We start from the raw sequence: 21,678 nt of genomic DNA, 5'->3' as shown, positions 1-21,678 counted from the left end.
CGAGGCTGGCGCGGACGCCGCTCAATCGAAGCCGCGCCACCAGCCATGCTCGCCCTGCCCAGCGGCGACATCGATGATCTCGCCGCTTTCGAGGTCCAGCGCCAACCCGCCGCGTTCGCCGAGCAATCGGCGATCAGCCTTCAGCCAACGCGGCATGCAGGAGCGCGGCAGGAAGCGGTCCGCGACCACGATATCGGCGCGGGCGCAGGCGGCGGCGAGCGCGCGTTCCTCGATCTGGTCGCGGTTGCGCGCCAGCAGCAGGCTCCATTCGCGCCCGCCGCGCTCGAGCACGATGGTGCAGAATTCGCGCGAGCACCGCGCCCCCCTCCAGTCGCCAAGGGGGATCGGCTCGCTGGTGACGCCGGCCAGTTCGAGGAGATTGTCGCGCGAATAGGAGGAACGGCTGTCGCGCAGCGAAAGCAGCCGCCGTCCGCCCTCCCGGTCCTCCACCGTGATGCCGACATGGCGCCCCTCGCGCCCGACCAGTACATCGGGAATGGGAGTCGCTACCAGCATGAATGTGGCTGCGGCGGCGGGGAGGAACCCCAGGAGCCGCGCGCGCCCGCTCCAGAGCGCTAGCCACAGCCCGCCGATCACGAACAGGGCGATGGTAAGTGCGCTCATCTGCGGCATCAGCTTGACCGCGCCGGGCCGCGACGCGGTGAAATGGGCGAGCGCGAGAAGGGCCTCGAGCGATGTCTCGACGAGCCACCAGAAGGGGGCGCCGAGCCCCAAGAGGTCGAAGAAGAGCGCGATCGCGATCAGCGGCATCGAGATGAAGGTGACGAGCGGGATGGCGATGACGTTGGCAAAGGCGCCGTAGAGCCCGGCACGATGGAAATGGAAAAGGACGATCGGCATGAGCGCGATCTCGATCACCAGCCCGGTGACAAAGAGCATGAGCGTGCCCCGCCCCGCCCGGCGCAGCCAGCTCTCCTCGCGCGGGGCGAGGAAGGCGCGCACCGGCCCGCTCGAATGCAACGCGACGATCGCGATGACCGCGGAAAAGCTCATCTGGAAGCTCGGCCCCACGACACTTTCGGGCCACAGCAGCAGCACGAACACCGCCGCCACCGCAACCATCCGCAGCGATAGGGCATCGCGGCCGAGCGCAAGGGCGATAAGCACCAGCATCGCCGCCGCGCAGCTGCGCACGGTCGGCACTTCGGCGCCGGTCAGCAGGGTGTAGAAAATGCCCGCCATTGCCCCCGCCGCAGCCGCCAGCACCGGCAGTCTGACCCGCAGCGCAAGCGTCGGAAAGAGAGCGAGCAGCTTGAGCGCGACGAGATAAGCGGCGGCGATGACGGCGCTGACGTGAAGCCCGCTGATTGCGAGCAGGTGGGTCAGTCCGGCATCGCGCATCGCGTCCGCATCCGCCTCGGGAATGGAGCCGCGATCGCCGCTCGCAAAGGCCGCCGCGATGGTGCCCGGCGAACCTTCGACCCGCGCGCGGGCATGGCTGGAAAGCGAGCGTTGAATACCGGCGAGCCCGCTCGCGCCGGGCGCGGGTTCGATCAGTTCGACATCGCCGATCACGCTGCCGGTCGCCGCCAGACCCATGAACCAGGCGGCGCGCGCGAAGTCGTAGGCGCCCGGTAGCATCGGGCTTGCCGGCGGCATCAGGCGCACCCTCATGCGCACGACCGCGCCCTCCGCAAGCATCCCTTCACCGCTCGCTTCGCGCAAATCCGCAAGCGCGGCGTCCGGCACGTTAACCCTGATTTTGCGCCCCTCCCCGCTCGCCGCATCGCGCACGGCAAGCGTTAACCGGATTCGCTCTTCCGCCGGCTGGTCCTCGCGCGCCAGAACGTAGCCTTCGACGCGCTCGACCACCGGTCGCTCGATCGCCTCGGCTCCGACCACTTCAGAGCGGACCCAAATCACGCTGATCCCGGCGGCGAAGACGAGTGCCGCAGCGACGAGCGCGCTGCGCAACTGGTCTCGCTCGGGTCGCTCGCGCCAGATCGCGAGCGCGAAGGCGGCGACGACAAGGCAGAGCCCGATGGTGCCCGCCCATTGCCAGGGCGTGTCGAGGGCGAACCACGTCAGGATGCCGCTGGCGAAAAGCACGGCGAGCCAGGGCGCCCGGTCGAATCCGGCCTCTCTGAGAAAATGCTCGCATTTCGCCGCGATCGCCCCGCCCAAACCGGACACACCTGTGCTGGACAATCCGCCGCCGCTTTGCCAGAGGCGCGCTGCAGTCTTTCGGGACCTTTCGGCCTCTGCGGATTGCCCGGGGTACGGCGCGGCGGGCGCATCGGCGTGCTCGCGCGCATCTCCCATCGGAATGATCGGTCTGTCGGCCAAACGCCCCCCTCACGAAGCCCCGCGCGAACGCCGGCGCTTCCCCTGTCGCAAATGAAAAGGAAAGTATCGTCCATGGCAAGCCCCGAGGCCGCCCCCGGTCAAACCGGAACGACGAATAAGCCGGCCGCGGGCGAGGTCTTGACCCGCTTCGCCCCTTCGCCCACCGGCTTCCTGCATATCGGCGGCGCGCGTACTGCGCTGTTCAACTGGCTCTATGCCCGCCACCACGGCGGTAAAGCCTTGCTGCGGATCGAGGATACCGACAAGAAACGCTCGACGAGGGAGGCGATTAACGCGATCATGGACGGGCTCGAATGGCTCGGGCTCGATTACGACGAACCGCCCGTCTTTCAATCCGACCGTGCAGAGCGCCATGCCGAGGTGGCGAACCAGCTGCTGGAGGCGGGCCATGCATATAAATGCTTCGCGACGCCCGAAGAGCTCAAGGCGATGCGCGCCGAACAACGCGCCGCGAAGCAACCGATGCGTTATGATGGGCGCTGGCGCGACCGCGATCCCTCGCAAGCGCCCGAAGGCGCGCCGTTTACCGTTCGGCTGAAGACGCCGCAGGACGGCGAGACCACCATCGAGGACGAGGTTCAGGGCACGGTTTCGGTCGCTAATGCGGAGCTCGACGATTACATCATCCTGCGCGCCGACGGCACGCCAACCTACATGCTCGCGGTGGTGGTCGACGATCACGATATGGGCGTAACCCACGTCATTCGCGGCGACGATCATTTGAACAACGCGTTCCGCCAGCTGCCGATATACCGCGCAATGGACGCAATCGAAGGCGGCTGGCCCGATCCGGTCTACGCCCACGTCCCGCTGATCCACGGATCGGACGGCGCGAAATTGTCGAAGCGGCATGGGGCGCTCGGCGCGGAGACCTATCGCGATGAATTCGGCATTCTGCCCGAGGCGCTGTTCAACTATCTCCTGAGGCTTGGCTGGGCGCATGGCGACCGGGAGGAGATTACGCGCAAGGAAGCGATCGAACTGTTCGACCTCGACGGCGTCGGCAAGAGCCCCTCGCGCTTCGATCTGAAGAAACTCGAAAACCTCAACGGTCACTATATCCGCGAGGCCGAGGATAATCGGCTCGCCGCTCTCGTAGCGCAGCGGATGGAGGGGCCGGTCGACGAGGATCTTCTGGTGCAGGCGATGCCCGTGCTCAAGGTGCGCGCAAAGAACCTCGACGAAATCGCGCAAGGCGCCGCCTTCCTGTTCGCTAAACGGCCACTCACGCTGACCGAGAAGGCGGCAGGTTTGCTGGATGCCGATGGCAGAGCGCGGCTTTCCGCCGTTTCGGGCGCATTGGCACAGGAAAATGACTGGACATTGGCGGCGCTCGAAGCCACTACCAAAGCGCTCGCCGAGGAGCTGGGGTTAGGGCTTGGCAAGCTTGCGCAGCCGATGCGCGCGGCGCTGACGGGCACCACAACCTCGCCCGGCATTTTCGATGTTCTGGTCCTACTGGGACGCGACGAATCCCTGGCACGGATCGACGCGCAGGCTGCGTAAGAGCCGGCGCGACTAGGCAAGATACGACACAACACGACAGACGCAGGAGACCACACTTGGCAGACAAGCAGGCGAAACTCGAACTGGGCGGGACGACGCAGGAATTCCCGGTGCTCGAGGGTAGTTGCGGCCCCGACGTCGTCGACATTCGCAAGCTTTACGGCGGCACCGGCGCGTTCACCTTCGATCCCGGCTACAAGTCGACCGCGAGCTGCGAAAGCGCGCTCACCTATATCGACGGCCAGGAAGGGGTGCTGCTCCATCGCGGCTATCCGATCGGCCAGCTGGCTGAACATTCCAGCTTCATGGAAGTCGCCTACCTGCTGCTCAATGGCGAATTGCCGGGCGGCGAGGAGCTCGACGATTTCACGTACACGATCACACGGCACACGATGCTGCACGATCAGCTGCGCCAGTTCTACCAGGGTTTTCGCCGCGATGCGCACCCGATGGCAATCATGTGCGGCGTGGTCGGCGCGCTTTCGGCCTTCTATCACGACAGCACCGATATCTCCGATCCCGAGCACCGCAAAATCAGCTCGCACCGCCTGATCGCGAAGATGCCGACGATCGCCGCCTGGGCGTACAAATATGCGATCGGCCAACCCTTTATGCAGCCCGACAACAATTTGAGCTATACGGGCAATTTCCTGCGCATGACCTTCGGCGTTCCGGCCGAAGAATATGAGGTGGTGCCCGAGGTTGAAAAGGCGATGGACCGGATTTTCATCCTTCATGCCGACCACGAGCAGAACGCTTCGACCTCTACCGTGAGGCTGGCGGGCTCATCCGGCGCAAATCCGTTCGCCTGCACCGCCGCGGGTATCGCCTGTCTGTGGGGCCCGGCGCATGGCGGCGCCAACGAAGCGGCGCTGAACATGCTGCGCGAGATCGGCACGCCCGACAAGATCCCGCATTATATCGAGCGCGCGAAGGACAAGAACGACCCGTTCCGCCTGATGGGCTTCGGCCACCGCGTCTACAAGAATTACGACCCGCGCGCGACTGTCATGCAAAAGACGGTGCGTGAAGTGTTCGACGCGCTCAACGTCAAGGATCCGGTGTTCGAGACCGCGCTTCAACTCGAGGAAATCGCGCTCAACGACGACTATTTCCGCGAGAAGAAGCTGTTTCCGAATGTCGATTTCTATTCGGGCATCATCCTCTCGGCGATCGGCTTTCCGACGACGATGTTCACTGCGCTTTTCGCGCTCGCCCGCACCGTGGGCTGGGTCGCGCAGTGGAACGAGATGATTTCCGATCCCGGCCAAGTCATCGGTCGCCCGCGCCAGCTTTATACCGGCCCGGTGCAGCGTGACTACGTGCCGCTCGACAAGCGCTGAGGCTCGCTCATCCTGTTGTCGTTTCCGCGCATGTGGGACCCCGGGGCAGGTCAGCGCTCTAACCGCCCTGGGTCCCCGCATTCGCGGGGATGACAGTGGGGGCTTAAACCAGCGCCCTACCCATCATCCGCGGCGGGCAGGCGCAATTCGAAAACCGCGCCGGCGAACTCGCTCATCAAATCGGGCGGCAGCACATCAAGCTCGCCGTCCATCGCGGCGGCGAGTCGGTGCGAGATATAGAGGCCGAGACCCGATCCTCCCTCCCCGCCGCCATCGCCATGGCCATCGTTGCCGTCGCGCCCGAGCCGTTCGAACTTGTCGAAGATGCGCGCGGCCTGGTCGGCGGTGATGCCCGGGCCCTGATCCGTCACCCGGATAGCGACCGCGTCATCCTCTCGCGAATGGGTCGTGATCGTCACGGTGCTGTGCTCGGGCGAGTAGGCGATCGCGTTGCCGATCAGGTTGATAAGGATTTGCAGCAGCCGCCGGAATTCGGCGATTGCAACCACGCGTTCGGCCTGCGGTTCGACGATGACTTCGATATCGCGCGCCGCCGCCCGCACGCCCAGGATGCCGGCGGCGCGCTGCGCGACGTCGGCGAGATCGACGCGGTCCTTCGCCGTCGTGAAGCCGGGCGCCTCGACCACTTCGAGATCGGCGAGATCGTCGAGCATGGCGGAAAGATGCTGGCCCGCCGCCGCGATCGTGCTCGCATATTCCGAATATTCGTCGCGCAAAGGCCCGGCGAGCCGGGCGCGAATGGTCTCTGCATTGGCGATGATGCGGGCGATCGGCTGGCGCAGGACGGGGGTAAGCGCGCCGCCGACGAGCCGCGAATGAATGCGTGCTGCCTCCTCTTCGGCGGCAGGATCGCGGTCGGGTAGCGGTTCGTCGGCAACGAGCAGCCATTCAAAACCCCGCGGCGCGCCGCTCGACTGGCCCACCGGGATCAGCCGCACTCGCCAGCTGCGCTCGGACCCTGGTACCTGTGCCGACACGCCGTCGAGCAAGCGCCAATGCAGCGGTTGCTGATGCGCGATTCCCTGCAGCGTCACATATTCGCTCCACGCTCGTCCCGGCTGTCGCTCGATCGCCTGCGCAAGTTCGCCCGCATCGGCGCTCACCGTGGTCAGCGCCTGAACGTGTTGGCGCGCATCGAGGCGCCCCGCTATTTCCGCGCTCGCCAGGTCGACCGCATCGAGCAGCTCGGCCGTCTCGCGCGTATCGATGTCACTCGCTGCGGCCTGGTGCCAGTTTTCGATCAACAGCTCGCAGCCCTCGCCTTCCTCGGCATCGAGCGGGCGGATTCGGGCATAACCGCCCACGGTCTCCTCGCCATCGAATGCGGTGAATTGCCGCGCGATCCGAAGACCGGCCGCGCGCGCCTGTTCGACCAGTTCAAGCAATTCGGGGATCGCCAGGGCCCCGGGCAACCGGCCACCGCAATTCTCCTGCAGCTGGGCGAGCGGTTCGTCCGCACTGACGAGACGGTTCTCGCCATCGGTCCGCCCATGCGCTGCGAGGATGGATTGCTGGCGGTTCATCCCGGCCGCGCCCCGCCCGCCTCGGCCGTATCCGTGCGGCCGGAAAGGAGCACGCCGGCCCGTGCGGGAGAAAGCGTCTCTATCGCACCGGAAACGCTCGCATCCATGCCCAATGCAAGGAACTGCCGCTCGATCTCTTCGCCGTCGCGGCCTGCCATGCGCAAGGCGAGTGCAAGCCGCGCCGATTGGCCGGGGTGGCAGCTGACCACGGCGAGATCCCGCGGTTGTTTGGAATAGGAGGCCAGTGCGGTGGTGAACAGCGCCAGCCCCGCATGGTCCAGATCAAGCGCGGCAACCGCGCCTTCGCGCATCGCCAGGATCAGGCGCGCGCACAGGCCGATCCGCGACTGGGCCTCGTCGTAATCGCGCTTGAGCCGAGCGATCGCGCGCGCAAACATCTCGAGCTCGAGGCCGGTCGGCGCGTTCTCGAAACAGGAAAGAACGCGCAGAAACGCCTCGTGCGGCAGCTCGCCCAGCGCCAGGTCCATGCGGCGTTGGCTTTGGCAAAAACGCGACTGGGCAGCGAGGGTGGTCATCGCGAGGTCGGCGGTACTTGGATGCTGCGAGGCGATCAATTCCTGGAGCAGCGGGCTCAGCACCGGGTCGATGTTGCTGCGCGCCTCGAGCGCCGACGTCAGCTGTCCTTCGAGCGCGGCGGCGAAGAGATGGCCGAGCAGCGCCTCGTCCGCGGCAAGCACCGCGGCGAGGACCTCGCAGGGTTCGTCCGCCTCACTGCCGGTCGCCGCGACGCACTGGCGAGCAATATCGTCGATCATGCCGCGCAGGCGAGCGACGATCTCCTCGCTGACCAGCGCCGATCCCTCGGCGTCGAGCATATGGGCGACGACGGGCGCGACACCGACGAGCGCGCGCGTCTCGCGCGCGAGCTGGTCCCGCAGGACGGCGTCCACCTTGCGGGTGTCGCTCCTTTCGATCGACGTCTGGCCCATGTCCGCCTCCGTATAGCCGCGCCATGGTTAAGCCCGGGTTATCTCACCGCCGGTAGCCCTTGAGCAAGATCGATGTCAGCGCGCCGAGCCCAAGCAAGGCGAGCGCCTCGGCAAGCGCGCCGAATGAAGCGGCCAGCGCGAACAGAAGGAAATGCGTGGCCCGGTCGTTCCAGAAGGCGGCGGCGCTACCCGCTTTTACGCTGGCGAGGTGAGCCAGTCCGAGCATGAGCAGCGGCAGCGCAAGCCGCGCGTCGAGCGCGCCTTCCTGCACCAGGGCGAAGCACAATAAAGCTGCCGCTACACTTGCCCCGCCCAGCATTCGAACCCGCGTCCAGCGCACGGCCTCCCCAGCGCTCCAAATCCTCGCCTGCAGCCGCTCGCAGGCTTCCGCAATATCGGCAGCGAAAAGTTTGGCGGCGGCGAACGCCAGGCCGGCGGCAGTCTGCTGCCAGGCGATCAGCACCGCGCCAAGGACCAGCGCCGCTATGCCGACCAAGCTGGCGAGCACCCGCCCCCGCGCGGCATTCGCGGCGCCGATCGAGCGCGCCGCAAGCGTTGCCAAGGCGCGCAGAGGGGCTGCAAATGGCGGCATCGGCAAGGCGGTGCGCACCAGCTGCACCTCGCGCGCCTCGATATTGGCGGCTCTCGCTGCCACCTGCCATTGCCCCTGCGATAACACCTCTTCGGGGAGAGGTCGGCAGGCGATTTTTGCTTGCAAGCCCAGACGGAGCAAGATTGCCAGCGCGTCTCCGTCTGCTGGTCCATCGGCAATGCGCGCGACGATCTCCGCCCCGACGACGCTGAGCCCCGCCCAGCGCCGGCTTGCATCGATCCGCTCGAACGTATCGGCGCGGTCCGCGATGGCGGGATGCTCGACGGGCACGGTCCAGATGCCGCGCCGCCAGCGATCCTCCGCCTCGACCAGCACTGCGACCACGCTCGGCTCGGGCAATAAACCGTCCGCCAGCACCAGAGCCATGTCGCCCGCGCGGCACAGGGCGACGAGCTGGTGCAAACTCCGCACCGCGTGGAATTGTGCGCCGGCTTCGATCTCGCGCTGACATGCAAGGATCGCGGGATTGGGGGCGTCACACAGGCACAGAATGCGTTCGCAACCCAGTTCGAGCGCGAGCGATGCTTGCCACGACAGGACGCTCCTGCCCGCCAGGCTCAGCTCGGCGCGCAGCCCTCCGCCATCGGCAGGCTCGAGAGCGGAAAGGAGGGCGGTGCGCAAGAGGGGGCGGCTCGGAGGTTGGGGCGGGAGAAAGTCGCATTCGAACCCCGCTCGCCAAAGGCATGCGCGGTGTGCAAGCTTGCTAAGCCTGTAAGGCCCGCGAATTCAAGCGGATGTGGCGCCGCCACCCGCCGTTTTGCGTCAATCAGGCCGACAGACGCTCTGGATTGTTCGCTGGATCGGAACCCGACGCGAACCGGGCGAGGATCGTCTCGATCTCCCGGATCGCGGCGGGTTCTCCCGGCGCGCAGTGCAGCGCATTCTCCGCCGCCAACAGCAATTCGCCTGCATGAAAGCTCGCCGCGAGCCCCTTCAGCCGCATTGCTGCGACGTTCCAGTTGCCATCGCAGCGCGAGCGCTTGAGCAGATCGAGCTGCTTCGCCGCACTGTCGATAAAGGCCGACCGCAATTCGCCCAGCAAAGCGGCATTGTCGCCGGCTGCCGCAGCAAGGGTCGCATCGAGAGCTCCGCTTTCATAAGCCATGTGAACTGCCATAGCGCCGCGGGGTTAATGCGGGGTTTAACATGAGGCGCGCTGTGGTATCTAGGCGAAATGGCAGGCCCCAAGCATATCCGCGCCGTTGGGCGCGAGGCATCGCGTACTTCTTCGGCAGAAGCGGCGGAACCGGCAAATATCGAAGCGCCTGAGGTGCCTGGCGATGAAGGCCCCGGCATCGAGGATGCCGCGGCAGCGCTCGATCTCGGCGACTACGAGGCTGAGGACATATACGAGGATGAGCCCGTGGCCGATCATCGGCGCGGTTGGATCGCCCCTGCCCTCGCCATCGCGGCAATCGTCGCCTGGACGGCATTCTACGGCTACGCGATCCGCGGCGAATTGCTTGTCGCAGGTGGCGCGGCGCCGAGCGAATGGGCACGCTGGCTTATCGACTGGTCGGTACCGGCGCTGCTCGTCGGCGTCGTCTGGCTGCTTGCCATGCGCCATTCGCACAGCGAGGCCCGCCGGTTCGGCGACACCGCCGCGATGCTGTCGCGCGAAAGCCGCGAACTCGAGAGCCGGCTCAAAGTGGTCAACCGCGAACTCAGCCTCGCACGCGAATTTCTCGGTGCACAGTCGCGCGAGCTAGAGACGCTGGGCCGCATTGCGGGCGAGCGGATCTCCACCCATGCCGACCATCTGCAGGACCTCATTCGGGACAATGGCGCCCAGGTCGAGGCGATCGGCAGCGCCAGCGAAAGCGCGCTCGCCAATATGACGCGGCTGCGCGACGATCTGCCGGTCATCGCCAACTCCGCTCGCGACGTGACCAATCAGGTGGGCGCGGCGGGGCGCACGGCGGACGAGCAACTGACAAGCCTCGTCGGCGGGTTCGAACGGCTCAACAATTTCAACACGGAGACCGGCAAAGAGGTCGCCGCGCTCGAAAAACAGATTGCCGCTGCGCTCGAGGATATGGGTGGTCAACTGGCGCGGATCGAGGAAGTCGCAGGCAATCGCTTGGCCGCGATCACCCGCCAGACGCGCGATTATCGCAGCACCGTCGAGGATGCCGAGGGTGCGGCGATCGAGGCTCTCAGCGATCGCATGGCGATGCTTCAGACCGAGACCAAGGCCATCGCCGGGTCGCTCCGCGAGGCCGAGGCGGGCGCAATCGAGCAGCTCGTGCAATCGAAAAAGCGCTTCGAAGCGGAGATCGGCGGGACGATCGATACGCTCGACAAGCTCGACGCGCAGGCGATCACCGCGTCGCAGGAGCGGATCAAGAAGCTCAATGCCGAGGTCAATCGGTTCGGTGACGAGCTGATCGCGCGCGACCGGCAATTCATCGATCTGATCGCGCAGCGCCAGGAAGAGTTCGAAACGCGCGAGGCCCAGGCGAGCGAAGTGCTGGCGCAGCGGCTGGCCGATCTCGACGACGCGCTTGCAACGCGGCGCGAGGCGCAGATCGAAGAAACGCGCAAGCTGGTCGATCACACCGACGCGATCTCGGGCGAGCTCGACCGGCTTTCGGCGCTCATGGGCGAAATCGACAGCCAAGGCGAGGCGACGCGGGCCGGGCTGACGGCGGGCTTCGATGGGCTTGGCGAACAGCTGGCGGCCAAGCGCGCGCAATTGAAGGATACCGAGGCGCAGATTGGCGAACTGACCGAAGCGGGCGTGCGTCTGCTCGAAATCATACAGTCGGGCGCCCGCACCAGTCGCGAGGAATTGCCCTCGGCGATGGAGGAAGCGCTCGCCAAGCTCGGCAGTGTCGAGGAACGCGCTGAAGCCGTTTCGAATTTCATGCTTTCGACCCGAGAGGGCGCCGAAGGGCTGACCGACGTGCTGGCCATTGCGCGCGGCGATATCGAAATGGCCGACCGCGAAATCGCCGATCTGCACACGCGGCTACGCGAACAAAGCGACGATGCGCTCGCCCGGATCGAGGGTCTGCGCGGCGGCTTTGCGAGGCTTACCGCCGACGGGGAAACCTATGCCGGCGAGACGCAGGACGCGCTGCGCGCGGCGCTGGGCGAGCTGGAGGATGCGGCGCGAGCGACTTTCGACACGCTCGAAAATGGCAGCCGTGAGCGGGTTAGTGCGATAGCCGGCGCGATCAGCGGCAAGGCCGCCGGAGAGCTCGAACGCGCGCTCGAGAACCATGCGACCCGCGCGCTCGGCGATCTGGAAAAGGCCGCTGCCGGCGCGACGGGCGCCGGGCGCGAGGCGACGGTCCAGCTGCGCGATCAGCTTGCCAAGGTCAACGAACTGACCCGCAATCTCGAACAGCGGATCGCGCGCGCCCGCGAAGTTGCACAGGAACAGGTTGGCAACGATTTCGCGCGCCGGATGGCACTCATCACCGACAGCCTCAATTCGAACGCGATCGATATCGCCAGTGTGCTTTCGAGCGAGGTTTCGGACACCGCCTGGGACGCTTACTTGAAGGGCGATCGCGGCATTTTCACCCGCCGCGCCGTGCGCCTCGTCGACAATGGCGATGCCCGCACGATCGCCGAGCTCTACCAGCACGACGACACCTTCAAGGGCAACGTCACCCGCTACATTCACGATTTCGAGGCAATGCTGCGCCAAATGCTCTCGACGCGCGATGGCAACGCGCTGGGCGTCACGCTGCTCGGATCGGATGCGGGCAAGCTCTACGTCGTGCTAGCGCAGTCGATCGAGCGGCTGCGGCAGTAAGGGGCCGTCCGCCCGCCCCTCAGTCTTCCCTGGTTGGTCCGCTCTACGAGGGCGGTTCGGGGAATGGATTGATATCGACCGGCGTGATCCAGCCATATTCGTAATTGAGCACGAAGAGGCTGGTCAGCACCGCCGCAATCAGCGTTGCGCGTATGACGAGGCGCGCGGGGCGAAACTCGGCCGGGGCGCTTTCCGCCTGGCCCGGCACATGTTCGATCCCCGCCTCCTCCGACGTGCGCACGCCGAAAGGCAGCATCACAAAGGCGCTCATCACCCAGATCAGGAAGTAAATCGCGAGGATCGAGGTCCACTGCATCAATCGCGCCCGGTCTCGCCCAGCCCTGGCATCATCACGCGGACCTGCGGGTTCTTGCCAGACCAGCGCCGCACCGCACGCCGCGCCGCAAGCCGCGTTGCCTCATGCACCGCGGCGGGATCCTTCGCATCGCGGCCCTTCAGTTTGCCGATGGCCTTAAGAATGTCGCGCTGCGTTTCCTCTACGAATTCGTCCATATCCTCGTCGAGCGGCAGGCCGATCGCCTCGATCGCCGGGTTCTCCCCGCGCGCCAGCACCACCACGACCAGACCTTCGTTCGAAAGCCTCCGTCGTTCGGTCACCGCTTCGCCATCGGCGGGCGCGATGATGTCGCCGTCGAGCACGAGCCGCCCGCTGCGCACCTCGGCGATCTTGCCCGGCTTTCCCGGTGCGAGCCGCACGATGTCGCCATTGGACTGAACGACATTGTCGGGAATGCCATTCGCGCGCCCTAGCCGCGCTTGCTCGGCCATATGCCGCATTTCGCCATGGACGGGGATAAGCACCTGCGGCTCGAGCCATTCGTAGAGCGCTTCGAGCTCGGGACGTCCGGGATGGCCCGAAACGTGGATCATGCTCTGACGGTCTGTGATCATGGTGATCCCGCGCTTCGCCAGTTGGTTCTGCATCTTGCCGATGGCAATCTCGTTGCCCGGGATCTGACGCGAGGAGAACAGGACGACGTCGCCCGCCACCAGTTCGATCGGGTGATTGTCGTCGGCAATCCGGGCGAGCGCGGCGCGCGGCTCGCCCTGCCCGCCGGTCGCAAGGATCAGCACCTCGCCGCGCGGCAGGCGCATGGCGGTGTCGAAGTCGATCGGAGTGGGAAAGTCCTCGAGATAGCCATTGTCCTGCGCAACCTCGAGGATACGGTCGAGCGAACGTCCGGCAATGCAGACCTGCCGTCCGGTCTCGCGCGCGACCTCGCCCAGCGTCTGCAGCCGCGCGACATTGCTGGCGAAGGTGGTGACGAGGACACGCTTGCCCGCATGGCTGGCGATCTCCTCCATGAGCCCCTTGTGCACCGCCCCTTCCGAGCCCGAAGGATTGGGATTGAAGACATTGGTGCTGTCGCACACGAGCGCGAGTACCCCTTCCTCGCCGATCTCGCGCAATTCCTCCTCGGTCGTCGGCTCGCCGATGATCGGATCCTCGTCGAGCTTCCAGTCGCCGGTGTGGAAGACCCGGCCATAAGGCGTATCGATCAGCAGCGCGTTGCCTTCGGCAATCGAGTGCGCGAGCGGCAGATAGGTGACGTTGAAGGCGCCGATGTCGAAGCTGCCGTGATCGTCCTCGATGATGTTCAGCTCGACCCTGCCGGTTAGTCCCGCTTCCTCGAGCTTGCGCGCGACCAGGTCCGCCGTGAAAGGCGTCGCGTAGAGCGGCACACCAAGATCGCCCGCGAAATAGGGCACCGCGCCGATATGGTCCTCATGCGCATGGGTGAGCACAATGCCCAACAGGTCGCGGCGGCGGTCCTCGATGAATTCGAGATCGGCGAAGACCAAGTCGACGCCCGGATATTCTCCGCCTGAAAAGGTCATGCCGAGATCGACCATCAGCCACTTCCCGTTGCAGCCATAGAGATTGACATTCATGCCGATCTCGCCCGAACCGCCGAGGGCCAGGAACAGCAATTCGTCTTCGGGTGTGTGGTTCTTTTTCACGTTGGCGGATCGCCTTGTCTGTCCAGAGGAAATGTCAGCTGTCTTGCCCGGCCTGCTGCGCGATGAGCGCCAGGCCCTCGATCGTCAGGTCGGCATAGACCTCGTCGAAAATGTCGGTCGCCTCGTCGAACAGGATCGCTAGCCCACCGGTCGCGACCACGCGGGCCGGGCGGCCGATCTCCGTCTTCATCCGCGCGACGATCCCCTCCATCATAGCGACATAGCCCCAGAAGACGCCAATGAGCATTTGGTCTTCGGTGTTGCGTCCGATGACGCTGGCGCTTTGCGGCGCGCGGATCGCGATGCGCGGGAGCTTGGCGGTCTTGCCGACTAGCGCATCCAGTGACAGATTGATGCCCGGCGCGATCGACCCGCCTTTGTAGGCGCCGGTGAAATCGATCGCCTCGAACTTGGTGGCGGTGCCGAAATCGATGACGATCAGGTCGCCGCCATATTTGTGGTGCGCGGCAAGAATGTTGAGCGCGCGGTCGGCGCCCAGCGTGCTCGGCTGATCGACGTCGATCTCGAAGGGCCAGGCGGCGGCGCCCTCGCCCGCCTTGATCGGCGCGATGCCAAAATATTTCTGCGCGAGGACGGTCAGATTGTGATCGGCGCGGGGCACGACCGAGGCGTAGACGAGCCGGTCGATCTCCTCGCGCTTCACCCCTTCGATCGCCAGCAATTGCAGAACCCAGACCGCATATTCATCGCCCGTCCGGCGCGGATCGGTGGCGATGCGCCAGCGCGCGCGGGGAGGAGAGACATAGCCGCCTTCGCCATCCTCTTCGAACAGCGCGAAAACGACATTTGTGTTTCCGATATCGGCGGCCAGCAGCACGGGCGCTCTCCTAACTTACATCGCCAGCGCGAATGACACGTTCGCCGCCATCCGCCAAGCGCAGCCGCAATGCGCCGTCCGCGTGATCGAGCCCGTTATAGGTGCCCGTTACCCGGCTGCCGTCGCCATCGTGGACCGTGACCTCCGAGCCGGGCTCGTGGAGCGAGGCGCGCTCGAAGGTTGCCAGAAGGCTCGCGAGTGGCTGCGAACGCCAGATTGCGAGCGCGCTTGCGAACTCTGGCGCAAGTGAGGTGAGAAGGCCCTCGGGCGTGCAACCCTCTGCATAATCGGCGAGCGCGGCAGTCTTGCGATCGGCGATCTGGGGCGCTTTCGCGATATTGACCCCGATGCCCACCACTACGCATCGTTCGACCAGTTCGAGCAATATGCCGCTCACCTTGCCGCCGTCCAGCAGCACGTCGTTGGGCCATTTGAGGCGGATGTCCCCGCGCTCTTCGATCGCGTAGCGCACGGCGCGATAGACTGCGAGCGCCGCGGCGAACGATAGCGTCGAGGGTGGTGGATCGTCGGGGCGCAGGCGGACGAGCGTCGAGCCCATGAAATTGCCTTTGCCGTCGAACCATTCGCGACCCTGGCGCCCGCGCCCCGCCTCCTGACGCCGCGCGACGAGCCAGTAACCCTCTGCCGGGGGACGCCCGCTGCGAACGGTCTCGGCGAGATCGGCATTGGTCGAACCGGTCCGCTCGACGAAGCGGAAGCTGGGATCGCCGCTCAAGGAACCAGGAACAGCGCGGCTGCCGCCTTGTCCGTCAGATCGGCAAGCGAGGGGGTGAGGAGGTAACCCAGCGGCGAAACGATCAATGTGGTGAGCCCGAGCAGCACCCAGTGCGCCGTCCCGCTCTTGCCGGCGACGACGCCCGCGGGTTCGTCGAAGAACATCACCTTTACGAACTTGATGTAGTAGAACGCACCGATGACGCTCGCGGCGATGGCGATGGCGGCGAAGAAGACGAGCCCCGCCTCGACCGTCGCCTGAAACACGACAAATTTCGAGTAGAAGCCGAGCAGCGGGGGGATACCGGCGAGACTGAACATCAAAATCAGCAGACACCAGGCGATGGCCGGACGCGTCACCGCGAGGCCGGCGATGTCGCCGAAAGTCTCGTAGAGTCCGCCATCGTCGCCCCGCAGCATGAGCAGCGCGGCGAAACTGCCAAGGCTCATCGCGACATAGATGAAGAGATAGATCAGCATCGCGCTCGCCCCGGCAGGCAGCGCGACGGCAAGCCCCAGCAGGATGAAGCCGATATTGTTGATCGAGGAATAGGCGAGCAGACGCTTCAGATTGTCCTGTCCGATCGCGCCCAATGCGCCGAAGATGATAGAGGCGAGCGCGATGAACATGACGATCTGGCGCCACGCATCAACCTGTCCGCCGAACACTTCGAACACGACCCGCGCGGTTAGCGCGACGGCGGCGACCTTGGGCGCGGTGGCGAAGAACAGCGTTACGGGCGTCGGCGCGCCCTCGTATACGTCGGGCGTCCACATATGGAACGGCACCGCGGCGATCTTGAACGCGAGCCCGGCGAGAACGAAGGTCAGGCCGAACAGCTGCCCGGTCGAAAGCTCGCCGGCCAGCCCCGCCCGTACCGCGACAAAATCGGTCCCGCCGGTGAACCCGTAAAGCAGGCTCATACCGTAGAGCAGGATGCCGGAGGCGAGCGCCCCGAGGACGAAATATTTAAGACCTGCCTCGGCCGAGCGCTGATCCTGCCTGAGGATCGAGGCGAGAACGTAGGCGGCAAGGCTGTTCAGCTCGAGCCCAAGATAGAGCGTCATAAAGTCGCTGGCCGAAACCATGATGCTCATACCGAGACACGCGAACAGGATGAGGACGGGATATTCGGCGCGAAGGCCCCGCTCGGCGCCCGCCGCCACGCTGTTGAAGAAGGCGGGTGCGACCATGAGGGCCCCGATCGCCGCAAGGTAGAGCAGCGCCTTGGAGAACAGCGCGAAACTGTCGACCTTCATGAGTGTGCCGAAAGCGTAGGTTCCGACGCCGTCGACACCCGAATGCAGGCCCGGAACGGTCATGATGCCGGCGGCGAACAGGGCGGCGGCGGCAAGAATTGCGACGGGCCGCACCAGCTTGTCCCCGCCCCAGGCCGCGACGAGCAGCAGGGCAAGGCCGGCGACGGTCAGGATAAGCTCAGGGATGACGAGCGCGAAGGAAGCGGAGAAATCCATCAGTGGTCCCCCCCGCCCGCATATTCGACCGCGTTAGCCGCTTCGGCGCGCGGCAGCCCGGCGGCAAGATCGGCGTCGCTGTCAGGCGCGGCCACGGCGATCCGCGCATCGAGCGCGGCAATGTCGGCGCGCATCGGGGCGAGGAAGCTCTCGGGGTAGACGCCCATCCACAAGACAACCGCGGCGATCGGCGCCATCATGGCCCATTCGCGTGCCGTAATGTCCTTCATCGCCGCGGCGTCGGAATTGTTCTGCTGGCCGAAGGCGACGCGGCGATAAAGGTAGAGCATGTAGGCAGCGCCAAGGATGATCCCGGTGGTGCAGATCAGCGCCACGAGGCTGGAGGTCTGGTAGATGCCGGCAAGCGAGAGGAACTCGCCGACGAAGCCGCTAGTCCCAGGCAGGCCGATCGAGGCCATCGTGAACAGCAGGAAGAAGATTGCGTAATAGGGCATGTTGACGCTGAGCCCGCCATACCGCTCGATCTCGCGGGTATGCAGGCGATCGTAGATCACGCCCACGCACAGGAACAGCGCGCCCGAGACGAGACCGTGGCTGAGCATGACGATGACCGCGCCTTCTAGCCCCTGCACGTTGAAGGCGAATAGGCCCACGGTGACGATGGCCATATGCGCTACTGACGAATAGGCGATCAGCTTCTTCATGTCGGCCTGCACCAGCGCGACGAGCGAGGTATAGATCACCGCCACCATCGAGAGGATAAAGACGAACCAGGCGAAATCCGCGCTTGCATCGGGAAACATCGGCAGGCTGAAGCGGATGAAGCCGTAGCCGCCGAGCTTCAGCAGCACGCCGGCAAGGATAACCGAGCCCGCGGTCGGCGCTTGCACGTGCGCATCGGGTAGCCAGGTATGGAACGGCCACATCGGCACCTTCACCGCGAAGCTCGCGAAGAAGGCCAGCCAGAGCCATGTTTGCGCCCCTTCCGGGAACGGATATTGCATCAACGTCGGGATGTCGGATGTGCCCGCCTCTGCCACCATCCAGAACATCGCGACCAGCATCAGCACCGATCCGAGCAGCGTGTAGAGGAAGAATTTATAGCTCGCATAGATGCGGTTATCGCCGCCCCAAACGCCGATGATGAGATACATCGGAATGAGGCCCGCCTCGAACATGATATAGAACAGGAAGATGTCCTGCGCAGCGAAGGTGCCGATCATCAGCACTTCCATGAACAGGAAGGCGCTCATGAATTCGCCCACACGCTTGGAGATCGCGTCCCAGCTCGCAAGGATGCAGATCGGCATCAGGAAGACGCTGAGCATGATAAGCATCAGCGCGATGCCGTCGATCCCGAGCGCATAGGAGAAGCCCGCGACGAAGTCGTAGCGCTCGGTGAACTGCCATTGCGGCCCACCAATCTCGTAATTCGCCCACAACAGCACGCCGAGCGCAAAGGTGGCCAAAGTGGCGACGAGAGCGATCATGCGCGCAGCCGACCCTGCGAACAGGCAAAGCACCGCGCCGACAAGCGGCACCAGCATCATGGTGGTGAGGATCGGGAAGTCCATGGCGCGCTTGTCGTTCCTAGAGCAGCACGAATGTGGTGGCGGCAATCAGGCCGAGAAGCATGATCAGAGCGTAGGTGTAGAGGTAGCCCGACTGGATGCTCTTGGCCGCGACAGAGCCGCGCTGCACCGCCCAGGCGACGCCATTGGGGCCGAACCGGTCGATTGTTCCGATATCGCCGAGCTTCCAGAATTGGCGCCCGAACCAGAAGGCGGGCTTTACGAAAATGCGATCGTAGAGCTCGTCGAAATACCACTTGCGGTAGACGAAATCGTGCAGCGCGCCGAAGTTGGCGACGAACTTGCCCGGTATCTCGGGCTTCGCGATGTAGGCGACGTAAGCCCCGATAAAGCCGAGGATCATGACGAAAGTCGCGGTCAGTTTGACCCATAGCGGCACGGCATGGAGTGCATGGACGAGGTCTTTGTTGAAGTAGATCGAGGTGCCCCAGAACGCGCCGTTCACGGCATCGGACGATCCGTCGATCAATGGATATTTGAAGACGTAGCCGGCTAATACCGCGCCGATGGTGAGCGCGATCAGCGGCACGAGCATCGACCACGGGCTTTCATGCGGGTGATAGCCACCCGTGCCTTCGCCTTTATCGGGATGCGGGACGTCATGCGGACCCTTCTGGCTCGCATCCTCGAGCTTCGGCACCGCAGTGTCGCCCTCATGATGATGATCGGTGTGGACCGCGTGCTGAATATGCTCGCTCTCGATCCAGCGCGGCTTACCCCAGAAGGTAAGGAACATGAGCCGCCAGGAGTAGAAGCTCGTCAGCAGCGCCGCGATGGCGCCCGCCCAGAAGGCGAATTGCGACAGGCCGGTCCCACGCGCCCAGGCCGCCTCCAGGATCGCGTCCTTGGAGTAGAAGCCTGCGAAGCCGAACACGCCGAGAATGCCGACCCCGGTAATCGCGAGCGTGCCCGCCATCATCGCCCAGAAGGTGATCGGGATTTCCTTACGCAGCGCGCCATAATAGCGCATGTCTTGCTCGTGATGCATCGCGTGGATGACCGAGCCTGCGCCGAGGAACAGCAGCGCCTTGAAGAAGGCGTGGGTGAAGAGGTGGAACATCGCAACGCCGTACGCTCCGACACCCGCAGCGAAGAACATGTAGCCCAGCTGCGAGCAGGTCGAATAGGCGATGACACGCTTGATATCCCACTGTGTCGTCCCGATCGTCGCGGCGAAGAAGCAGGTCGCGGCACCGATCACGGTAACGATCGCCAGAGCAGTCGGCGCGGTTTCGAACATCGGCGAGAGGCGGCAGACCATGAACACGCCCGCGGTCACCATGGTCGCGGCGTGGATCAGCGCGGAAACCGGCGTCGGTCCTTCCATCGCATCGGGCAGCCAGGTGTGCAGGCCCAGCTGCGCCGACTTGCCCATCGCGCCGATGAACAGAAGGATGCACAAGATATCCATCGTGAACAGCCGCATTCCGAGGAAGGTGATGCTCGATCCACTCATCGCGGGCGCGGCGGCGAGAATTTCGGGGATCGATGTGGTGCCGAACACCAGAAACGTCCCGAAAATTCCGAGCATGAAGCCGAGATCGCCCACGCGGTTGACGACGAATGCCTTGATCGCAGCGGCGTTGGCAGACGGCTTCTTGAACCAGAAACCGATCAGCAGGTAGCTCGCAAGCCCCACCCCTTCCCATCCGAAGAACATCTGGACGAGATTGTCGGCGGTCACGAGCATCAGCATCGCGAAGGTGAACAGCGAGAGATAGGCGAAGAAGCGCGGCTGGTCCGGGTCTTCCTCCATGTACCCCCACGAATACAGGTGCACGAGCGCGGAGACGCTGTTGATGACCACCAGCATGACGGCGGTCAGCGCATCGACGCGCAAGGCCCAATCGAAGCTCATGTCGCCCGACTGCACCCATTGCAGCACGCGGACGACCTGTTCGGTCTGCGTGCCGCTCAAAAACCCGAGAAAGATCGGCCAGCTGAGAGCGGCGGACAGGAACAGCGCGCCCGTCGTAATGGACTTGGTGACGGTATTGCCCAGCGCACGGTTGCCCAGCCCCGCGATGATCGCAGCAAGCAACGGCGCGAAGACGATGATGAGGATCGGGTCCACCGGCGCTTATCCCTTCATCCGGTTGACATCGTCGACCGCAATCGTGCCGCGGCTTCGGAAATAGATGACGAGAATGGCAAGCCCGATGGCCGCCTCGGCCGCCGCAACGGTGAGCACCATCATCGCGAATACCTGGCCAACGAGATCGTTCATGAACGCGCTGAAGGCGACAAGGTTGATATTCACCGAGAGCAGGATAAGCTCTACCGCCATCAGGATGACGATCACGTTCTTGCGATTGAGAAAGATACCCAGGACGCCCAGCACGAACAGGATCGCGCCCACGACCAAATAGTGTTCGACGCCGATCACAGCTCGACCCCCTGCCCATATTCCGGGCTCTTCATAACGGTGGCCTCTTCGGGGCGTCGGCGAATCTGCTTGCCGATATCCTGACGCCCGCGCGCACCCGGCTTGGCCTCGCGATGGGTGAGGACGATGGCGCCGATCATCGCGACCAGCAGTATGATGCCGGCGATCTCGAAGAGCACGATATACGGCCCATAGAGAAGCGCACCGATAGCGGCGATGTTCGAGACATCGGTCCGCGCCGCAGCCACCCCGTCGGGCGTGCCAAGCTCAAGCCCGCCCGCGCCATAGGCGCCGATCGCCAGGCCCAGCTCCGCCAGCAGGATCAGCGCGATCGCGATCCCCAGCGGAAAGTTCTTGATGAACCCTGCCCGCATCGCGGCGAAGTCGATGTCGAGCATCATCACGACGAACAGGAACAGCACCGCGACCGCGCCGACATAGACGATGACAAGCAGCATCGCGATGAACTCCGCGCCCACCAGCACCATCAGCCCCGCCGCGTTGAAAAAGGCGAGGATCAGCCACAGCACGGAATGCACCGGGTTGCGCGACATGATTACCATCACCGCGCTGGCGATAACGATGGTCGCAAAAAGATAGAAGGCGATCGCCTGTATCATGTCCGTTTTCGCGCCTTTGTCATCCCTGCGAAAGCGG

At 64.8% G+C, this 21,678-nt stretch carries 17 protein-coding genes; 3 read left to right on the top strand and 14 right to left on the bottom strand.

Features of this window, described 5'->3' with window-relative positions:
- Positions 1-21: 21 nt before the first annotated feature.
- Positions 22-2,283, bottom strand: coding sequence for a ComEC/Rec2 family competence protein (locus V2I30_RS07415; protein ID WP_442896915.1), 2,262 nt, complete (start codon positions 2,281-2,283; stop codon positions 22-24).
- Between the two features lie 96 nt (positions 2,284-2,379).
- Here V2I30_RS07415 and gltX point away from each other — a divergent pair, with 96 nt between their 5' ends.
- Together gltX and V2I30_RS07405 are read left to right on the top strand one after the other, a co-directional pair.
- Complete coding sequence (gene gltX, locus V2I30_RS07410) at positions 2,380-3,834, top strand: glutamate--tRNA ligase (protein WP_330661476.1); 1,455 nt, start codon at positions 2,380-2,382, stop codon at positions 3,832-3,834.
- Positions 3,835-3,890: 56 nt separating this feature from the next.
- Positions 3,891-5,177 (top strand): citrate synthase, encoded by a 1,287-nt coding sequence (locus tag V2I30_RS07405; protein ID WP_330661475.1) that lies wholly within the window; start codon positions 3,891-3,893, stop codon positions 5,175-5,177.
- 116 nt (positions 5,178-5,293) lie between these two features.
- On the opposite strand, the gene V2I30_RS07400 is transcribed toward V2I30_RS07405, so the two are convergent.
- The 4 genes from V2I30_RS07400 to V2I30_RS07385 all read right to left on the bottom strand — a co-directional run bounded on the left by V2I30_RS07400 (position 5,294) and on the right by V2I30_RS07385 (position 9,389).
- Positions 5,294-6,721 carry a sensor histidine kinase gene (locus tag V2I30_RS07400; protein ID WP_330661474.1) on the bottom strand — a complete coding sequence of 476 codons (1,428 nt, stop codon included), beginning with the start codon at positions 6,719-6,721 and terminating at the stop codon, positions 5,294-5,296.
- Entirely contained in the window at positions 6,718-7,671 is a 954-nt protein-coding gene (locus V2I30_RS07395; protein ID WP_330661473.1) for a hypothetical protein, read from the bottom strand. The genes V2I30_RS07400 and V2I30_RS07395 overlap by 4 nt, the downstream gene beginning before the upstream one ends.
- A gap of 43 nt (positions 7,672-7,714) precedes the next feature.
- A complete protein-coding gene (locus V2I30_RS07390; RefSeq protein WP_330661472.1) occupies positions 7,715-8,905 on the bottom strand; it encodes a hypothetical protein in 1,191 nt (396 codons plus the stop codon).
- A gap of 145 nt (positions 8,906-9,050) precedes the next feature.
- The gene (locus V2I30_RS07385) at positions 9,051-9,389 is read right to left on the bottom strand and encodes an Hpt domain-containing protein (RefSeq protein WP_330661471.1); all 339 of its coding nucleotides are present in this window, start codon (positions 9,387-9,389) and stop codon (positions 9,051-9,053) included.
- Positions 9,390-9,458: 69 nt separating this feature from the next.
- On the opposite strand from V2I30_RS07385, the gene V2I30_RS07380 reads away from it, so the two are divergent.
- Entirely contained in the window at positions 9,459-12,050 is a 2,592-nt protein-coding gene (locus tag V2I30_RS07380) for an ATPase (RefSeq protein WP_330661470.1), read from the top strand.
- Positions 12,051-12,093: 43 nt separating this feature from the next.
- Here V2I30_RS07380 and V2I30_RS07375 read toward each other — a convergent pair whose 3' ends face one another.
- Genes V2I30_RS07375 through V2I30_RS07335 form a run of 9 tightly spaced genes read right to left on the bottom strand, consistent with a single transcriptional unit; the run spans position 12,094 to position 21,641 of the window.
- Complete coding sequence (locus V2I30_RS07375; RefSeq protein ID WP_330661642.1) at positions 12,094-12,366, bottom strand: DUF1467 family protein; 273 nt, start codon at positions 12,364-12,366, stop codon at positions 12,094-12,096.
- On the bottom strand, positions 12,366-14,033 hold the full coding sequence (locus V2I30_RS07370; protein WP_330661469.1) for a ribonuclease J: 1,668 nt from the start codon (positions 14,031-14,033) through the stop codon (positions 12,366-12,368). Before V2I30_RS07370 ends, V2I30_RS07375 begins: the two co-directional genes overlap by 1 nt.
- A gap of 34 nt (positions 14,034-14,067) precedes the next feature.
- The gene (locus tag V2I30_RS07365; RefSeq protein ID WP_330661468.1) at positions 14,068-14,871 is read right to left on the bottom strand and encodes a type III pantothenate kinase; all 804 of its coding nucleotides are present in this window, start codon (positions 14,869-14,871) and stop codon (positions 14,068-14,070) included.
- A gap of 10 nt (positions 14,872-14,881) precedes the next feature.
- Positions 14,882-15,607 carry a biotin--[acetyl-CoA-carboxylase] ligase gene (locus tag V2I30_RS07360; RefSeq protein WP_330661467.1) on the bottom strand — a complete coding sequence of 242 codons (726 nt, stop codon included), beginning with the start codon at positions 15,605-15,607 and terminating at the stop codon, positions 14,882-14,884.
- Positions 15,604-17,082 carry an NADH-quinone oxidoreductase subunit NuoN gene (gene nuoN, locus V2I30_RS07355; RefSeq protein ID WP_330661466.1) on the bottom strand — a complete coding sequence of 493 codons (1,479 nt, stop codon included), beginning with the start codon at positions 17,080-17,082 and terminating at the stop codon, positions 15,604-15,606. Before nuoN ends, V2I30_RS07360 begins: the two co-directional genes overlap by 4 nt.
- Entirely contained in the window at positions 17,082-18,617 is a 1,536-nt protein-coding gene (locus V2I30_RS07350; protein WP_330661465.1) for an NADH-quinone oxidoreductase subunit M, read from the bottom strand. The genes nuoN and V2I30_RS07350 overlap by 1 nt, the downstream gene beginning before the upstream one ends.
- 16 nt (positions 18,618-18,633) lie before the next feature.
- Complete coding sequence (gene nuoL / locus V2I30_RS07345; RefSeq protein ID WP_330661464.1) at positions 18,634-20,709, bottom strand: NADH-quinone oxidoreductase subunit L; 2,076 nt, start codon at positions 20,707-20,709, stop codon at positions 18,634-18,636.
- A gap of 6 nt (positions 20,710-20,715) precedes the next feature.
- Positions 20,716-21,021, bottom strand: a complete 306-nt coding sequence (gene nuoK / locus V2I30_RS07340; RefSeq protein WP_330661463.1) for an NADH-quinone oxidoreductase subunit NuoK — start codon at positions 21,019-21,021, stop codon at positions 20,716-20,718.
- Complete coding sequence (locus V2I30_RS07335; protein WP_330661462.1) at positions 21,018-21,641, bottom strand: NADH-quinone oxidoreductase subunit J; 624 nt, start codon at positions 21,639-21,641, stop codon at positions 21,018-21,020. Before V2I30_RS07335 ends, nuoK begins: the two co-directional genes overlap by 4 nt.
- Positions 21,642-21,678 lie beyond the last annotated feature (37 nt).

It is taken from the genome of Erythrobacter sp. (assembly GCF_036351135.1).
Classification (GTDB): domain Bacteria; phylum Pseudomonadota; class Alphaproteobacteria; order Sphingomonadales; family Sphingomonadaceae; genus Erythrobacter.
This window is presented reverse-complemented; position numbering and strand designations above follow the sequence as displayed.